We start from the raw sequence: 1,456 nt of genomic DNA on the forward strand, positions 1-1,456 counted from the left end.
GGGGGTGCCCCTATGTCCTTCGTCAAGCGTTAAGGGCTGACTTGGGTTGGTAAATGGTGCCGTCACGCAGCATGGCGAACAGAACGTCGCAGCGTCGCCGTGCGAGCGCGATGAGCGCTTGGTTATGACGCTTGCCTTGCTGGATCTTGCGCGAGTAATAGGCCCGTGAGACTGGGTCCCGTAAGGCCGCGAAGGCGGATAGGAACAAGGCGCGCTTGAGCACCTTGTTGCCCCGTCTGGATGGGTGCTCGCCACGGATCGACGAGCCTGAGCGTCGGGTGACTGGCGCGAGGCCTGCGTAGGCTGCTAGGTGTGCAGCCGAGGCGAAGGCTTTGTGGGCAACTTCGGTCAGGAGTCTGGCGGCAGTCCTGACGCCGACTCCCGGCATGCTGGTCAGGACCGGCCAAAGAGGGTGAGCAAGCACCAGTCGCTCAACTTCGGCAGCGACCTCGTCGCGTTGCTGACGCAAGGCCGCAAGCTGTTGGGCTAAACGGGGCATGACGATGGTAGCGGCTTGCGTGCCGGGCACGGTCACGGCTTGTTCGCTCAGTGCCTGAACGATCTCGGCCGCTAAGCCTTTGCCCATGCGAGGAGCGAGCTTGGTCAGGCGATTGGCGAGCGTTTTCTCGCTGGTGCCGGCAAGCGCGGCGGGCGACGGATAGCGCTCAAGCAGATCGAGTACCGCCGGATGGTCAAGGCGCGGTCCGAGAACACGCTCGAGCGCTGGATGGATCTGAGTAAGCAGGCCGCGAATGCGGTTGCTGGTTTGCGTGACCTGAGCGGCGAGGTCGTCATCGAAGCCGCAGAGCATGGTGAGTTCGGCGAGCTGCTCGTCGGCCAGGCGAAGCGAGCGCAGCGTATGCGGCATCGAACGAGCGGCTTCGGCGATGATCGCGGCGTCGCGGGCGTCGGTCTTGGCTTCGCCAGCGTGCAAATCAGCGATGCGGCGCATGGCCAGTCCGGGCAGATAGGCGACGAGTACGCCTTCAGCGCGGGCGACGGCTACAGGAAGCGCGCCGATGGTGGAAGGCTGATCGACGACGAACAGCAGTCGACCGTGAGTCTTGAGTTCGGCGATGAGGGCGCGCAGCTTGGCCTCGTCGTTGGGTAGAGCCTTGTTGTACAGGCGCTTACCGTTCCGATCGAGTGCCACGGCGTGATGGTGGCCTTTACCGACATCGACGCCGACAAAGATATCGACGGCGTCACGTTGTTGAGTGTCTTGCATCGAAGTTTATGCAGAGTGAACGGATTGGCCTGCAACAACGGTGGCAAGTCTCGGCATCCACGTTACGGACGGCGTCGGGATATCCCGGCCAAACCCCTATCAGCGATCACCAGCCACCCACCAGGCCCGGTGACAACACCCCCCGGATCATGACTGCGACTGGGGGCGAGAATCATGCCGGGCCTGGCTGGCCAAAGCCCCAATTATCGGGGCGTGAAGATAGTAACG

The 1,456-nt window shown here is 63.1% G+C and carries 1 protein-coding gene; it reads right to left on the reverse strand.

Going from position 1 to position 1,456, the window contains the following annotated elements:
* Positions 1 to 22 precede the first annotated feature (22 nt).
* Entirely contained in the window at positions 23 to 1,228 is a 1,206-nt protein-coding gene (locus DIE23_RS38960) for an IS110-like element ISBma3 family transposase (protein WP_124618186.1), read from the reverse strand.
* Positions 1,229 to 1,456 lie beyond the last annotated feature (228 nt).

It is taken from the genome of Burkholderia sp. Bp9143 (genome assembly GCF_003853645.1).
Classification (GTDB): Bacteria; Pseudomonadota; Gammaproteobacteria; order Burkholderiales; family Burkholderiaceae; genus Burkholderia.

Bases quoted from the DNA above. Each gene is read 5' to 3' on its own strand.
- DIE23_RS38960 (WP_124618186.1), bottom strand. From the start codon at position 1,228: ATGCAAGACACTCAACAACGTGACGCCGTCGATATCTTTGTCGGCGTC.